We start from the raw sequence: 4,375 nt of genomic DNA, 5'->3' as shown, positions 1-4,375 counted from the left end.
AAAGGCTTCAGCGTCGAGCCAGGGGAGCGGAGCCCCAGGCCGCAGTCCACCCAGGCTCCCGTGCCCCTGCCGCCGAACCGGGCGTTGCCGACCCAGGCGACGAGGCGTGCAGTGCTGTTCTCCACGACGCCGGCGGCCAGCGTGATGTCCTGAGGGAGCTCGCGGGCCGCCTGCCTCAGGATGGACTCGAGCCGCGTCTGAAAGTCCAGCCTCAGAGAGGTCGTGATGCTTCCCGCCCTTTCCGACCGACCGCCGAGGACCATCTCCGCGAAGTGCCAGGCCCGAAGCGGCGGCGCCGTCCGGCTCCGGGGCAGCTCCTCCAGGAGGGCGCGCTCCGCCGCCTCCCTGGTAAATACCCCCTTCCTCTCCATGAGCCGGATGATGGCATCCCGTCGCTCCCGCGCGGCTTCGGGCCTTGTGTCGGGGCGATAGAGCGTCGGCCCCTTCAACATGCCGATCATGAGACATGCCTCGCTGGGGGAGAGCTTGAAGGCGGGTTTCCCGAAGTAGATCAAGGATGCAGCCTGAACGCCACGGATGTTCCCGCCGAAGGGGGCGAGGTTGAGGTAGCGTTCAAGGATCTGTTCCTTGGAGAGGACGCGCTCCAGCTTCAGCGCCAGGATGAACTCCCTTACCTTCGTGGCGAGGGTGCGGGGCCGGCGCACTAAGCTGGAGGACCCCTCCTCCGTCTCGCGCTCCGAGACGGCAAGACGAATGAGCTGGCTTGTTATGGTGGACGCGCCAGAGACGACCCGGCACGCCGCCGCGTTCTGCGCTGTTGCCCGTGCGATGGCCATCAAGTCGATGCCCCGGTGGCTGTAGAATCGTCCGTCCTCGACCCCAACGGCGATACGGGGGAGCCATGGTCCCATCTCGGCGAGGGGGATCGGGAGGCGCCATTCCGATTCGGACGAGAGTCGAAGGTGAAAGAGTTTCCCCTCGCAGTCGAAGAGCGCGGGGGAGGCGCTGGGGGAGTCGAGGCGCTGCAGGTCGAGGGGGATGCTCTGCCAGAGCGCGGCAAAGACCGCCGCTCCGGCCAGCAGGACCAGCCCCAGAGACAGCAGGATTTTTTTGACAAGGGGTGCTTTCAGCATATCAGGACAGCGGAGAGCCGGCGTACTGGGCCGGCGGGACGGGGCCGCTTGAGAGTTTGACGATGTCGTGGGTGTAGTAGGCGATGTTGTGGCTGTGATCCCCGATGCGCTCCAGGTTGCCGAGGAGGTCGATGAAGTCCACGCCCTTCTCCGGGTCGCACAGGCCATGATTCAGGCGCTCGATGTGATTTTTTCGGTACTGCCTCTCCTGGTCGTCGATTTGGTTCTCAAGGTCTTTGATGACGCGATCCGCCTGGGAGGCGTCCTCGTTTTTGATGGAAGAGAGGGCCGTAGCGAGGGCCAGATCGGCCGTGTCCAGCATACTGTCGAACTCCGCCAGGGCGGAGTTCGACAGGCAGCCGTTCAGAGGCTCTGCCAGCTCCATCAAGTTCTCCACGTGGTCACCGATGCGCTCGAGGTCCGCGGCCGCGTTCACGTAGCAGCCCAGGACGGTGGAGATGTCGGCGGACACGCCCTTCTGCCAGATCTCAGAGGCGTAGGAGGCGATGGCTCGGTTGATCGCGTTGACCTCCTTCTCTTTGGCGGCAAACTCCTCGGTCAGCTCGGCGACGCGGGCGCCCGGCACGTAGGCGTTTCGCGCGACGGCAAGCATCTCCTGCGCGATGTCCCCCATGTGCAGAAGCTCGTCCTTGACCGCCTCGACCGCCGCTGTGGCCGAGGCGGCGATGAGCTTGGGGTCCAGGTAGAGGGCGTGTCCGATCTGGTCGGCCCCCTGCGTGGGGACGACCCTTTCGATCATGCGGGCGAAGATGGAGACGAAGGGGAAGAACAGGAAGGTGTTGACGACGTTGAAGATGGAGTGCGCGTTCGCAATCTGGCGTCCCACGTCGGAGGCGGAGCGGAGGACCAGAGTTCTGTAGAGCGGCAGAAAGAGGAGGAAAAGGACGACGCCCAGGAAGTTGAAGAGCACGTGGGCTGCCGCCGCCTGCTTGGCGGAGCGGTTCGTCCCGATGGCCGCCAGAACGGCCGTGATGGTGGTGCCGATGTTGTCGCCCAGGATGATGGGGATGGCCGCGTCGATGCCGATGAGCCCTTGGGAAGCCATGGCCATGGTCAGACCGATGGTGGCGGCGCTCGACTGGACGATCATGGTGATGAACGCACCTGCGGCCACGCCCAGAATAGGGTTGCGGCTGAGGGCCAGGAGCAGGTCTCCTCGCGACGCCATGAAGGAGGTGGCGGCCTCCATCGTCTGCATCCCCATGAAGAGGAGCCCCAGGCCGACGACGCCGTTGCCGAAGTAGCGCAGTTTTTTGGTTCGTCCGAAGATGGCCATCGCCACGCCGGCGGCGACGAAGGGCAGCGCCATGTCCTTGATGCTGAAGGCGATGATCTGGGCGGTGATCGTCGTCCCGATGTTGGCCCCCATGATGATGCCGATGGCCTGCTTCAGGGTCATCAGACCTGCGTTGACGAAACTGACGGTCATCACCGTGGTTCCGCTGCTGCTCTGGATCAGGATCGTGACGAGGATGCCGACGAAGATTCCCCGGAGGGGCGTCTTCGTCAGGGTCCCGATCAGGTGGCGCATGCGGTCGCCCGCGATGAACTGAAGGGCTTCGCTCATGAGCTTGATGCCGTAAAGGAACAGCCCAACCCCCCCGGCGACGCGCAGCAACGTTGACCAATTCACAGGCCGTACCCCCAAAAAAGATATTTTTTCCGTTCCGTAAGTATATCACGTCCCCGATTTTGCGGGGTCGCCAGCCCGGACGGTCGCTGCGAGGCGACGGCCGCGACAGCATTCCCATGGGGCTTCCTTCTGTAAAGGGGACTTTAGGATTAGCGTTATTAAGCCTTAGGGCTCTTAAGTTATTTCAACTACGTGATAAAGTGGTCCTGAGTGTAATGAAGTGGTGTGGAGTGGTAGAAAAGGGGAAAGGGCCTGAGGGGAAGGAGACGGTCCAGGGTGCTGATGGGGACTTTTGAACATCGCCTGGATGCAAAGTCCCGCCTGGTGCTTCCTGCGAAGTTTCGGGAAGAACTGGGGGGCACGGTGATTGCGGCCTTCGGGATGGAGCGCTGCGTCTCCCTCTACTCTCAGGCGGAGTGGGAAAAGCTCATTCGGTGGATGGATGCGGAGTCCTTCATGAGCAATGCCAAGGCCCGCAGGCTTCAGCGGATCGTGTTGGCGAGTGCCCACGATCTGGCCCCGGATGGAGCAGGGCGAATCCTGCTGCCGACGGTGCTGCGCGACTACGCCGGAATTCGGCAGGACCTGGTGGTCAACGGCGTGAACGACCACGCCGAGGTCTGGGATCGTACCGCCTGGGCGGAGTACTGCCGGGCGGGATTGGACGCCCTGCAGGAGCTCGCAGGAGGGGAAATGAATGGAAACGCATGAGCCGGTCCTGTTGTCGGAGGTCCTTTCCTTCCTGAGCGAGGCGTCGGGGTCGCGCGGAGCGCTTCGGATCGTGGACGGCACCCTGGGGCTGGGCGGCTATTCGGAGGCGATCCTCCGGACCTTCCCCGACGGGCGGGTGTGGGGGGTGGATCGCGACCCGGATGCGCTGCGCCTGGCGCAAGAGCGCCTGGCCGCTTTTGCACCGCGATTTTACGCCGTACACGCCAACTTTGGGGATATCGCGGGGGTTTTGGGAGGGGAAGCGCCCTTTGATGCGTTCGTGTTCGACCTCGGCGTTTCCAACCTGCAGCTGACGGAAGCGGCGCGGGGCTTCTCGTTTCAGCAGGACGGCCCGCTGGACATGAGGATGGACCCCGACGGCGGAGCCCCAAGCGCAGCGGAGGTGCTGAACGGCCTGAGCGCCGACGAGTTGGCGAGAATCTTCTGGGAGTACGGCGATGAGCGTCACTCCCGCCGCATCGCCGAGGGCATAATCCAGCGTCGGGCCAGGGGGCTGCGGCTTGAAACGACGGGAGAGCTGGTGGCTCTGATCCGTGAGGTCCTCCCTGCTCCCGTTCAGAGGAAGATGGGGACCCACCCCGCACGAAGGGTGTTTCAAGCGCTGCGCATCTTCGTGAACGACGAACTTTCGGCGATCGAGTCCATGCTGGAAGCCCTGCCGGGGTTGGCGGGGGAGGGGTGCGTGGCGGTGGTGGTGTCCTACCACTCGCTGGAGGACCGGATCGTGAAGCACCGCTTTCGGAGCTGGGAGAGGGAGGAAGGGCTGGGTCGTGCGCTGACGCGGCATCCGCTCCTGCCTCAGGAGGAGGAGCGGGAGCGCAACTACCGGTCGAGGAGCGCAAAACTTCGGGCCTTTCGTTTTTTTGGGGGCGGGTAGTTTCCCGCCGCAGGGAAC

4 protein-coding genes are annotated in these 4,375 nt (G+C 64.1%); 2 read left to right on the top strand and 2 right to left on the bottom strand.

Features of this window, described 5'->3' with window-relative positions; all coding sequences use genetic code 11:
• Positions 1-1,094: transglycosylase domain-containing protein (locus tag Q0629_RS07175; RefSeq protein WP_298780729.1), on the bottom strand; the 1,094-nt coding region annotated here is incomplete at its 3' end.
• 1 nt (position 1,095) lies between these two features.
• Positions 1,096-2,748 (bottom strand): Na/Pi cotransporter family protein, encoded by a 1,653-nt coding sequence (locus Q0629_RS07170; RefSeq protein ID WP_298780726.1) that lies wholly within the window; start codon positions 2,746-2,748, stop codon positions 1,096-1,098.
• 282 nt (positions 2,749-3,030) lie between these two features.
• On the opposite strand from Q0629_RS07170, the gene mraZ reads away from it, so the two are divergent.
• Entirely contained in the window at positions 3,031-3,459 is a 429-nt protein-coding gene (gene mraZ / locus Q0629_RS07165) for a division/cell wall cluster transcriptional repressor MraZ (protein ID WP_298780723.1), read from the top strand.
• Entirely contained in the window at positions 3,446-4,357 is a 912-nt protein-coding gene (gene rsmH, locus Q0629_RS07160; protein ID WP_298780721.1) for a 16S rRNA (cytosine(1402)-N(4))-methyltransferase RsmH, read from the top strand. Before mraZ ends, rsmH begins: the two co-directional genes overlap by 14 nt.
• Positions 4,358-4,375 lie beyond the last annotated feature (18 nt).

The organism is uncultured Fretibacterium sp., assembly GCF_938030725.1.
In the GTDB taxonomy this organism is placed as follows: Bacteria; Synergistota; Synergistia; order Synergistales; family Aminobacteriaceae; genus Fretibacterium.
This window is presented reverse-complemented; position numbering and strand designations above follow the sequence as displayed.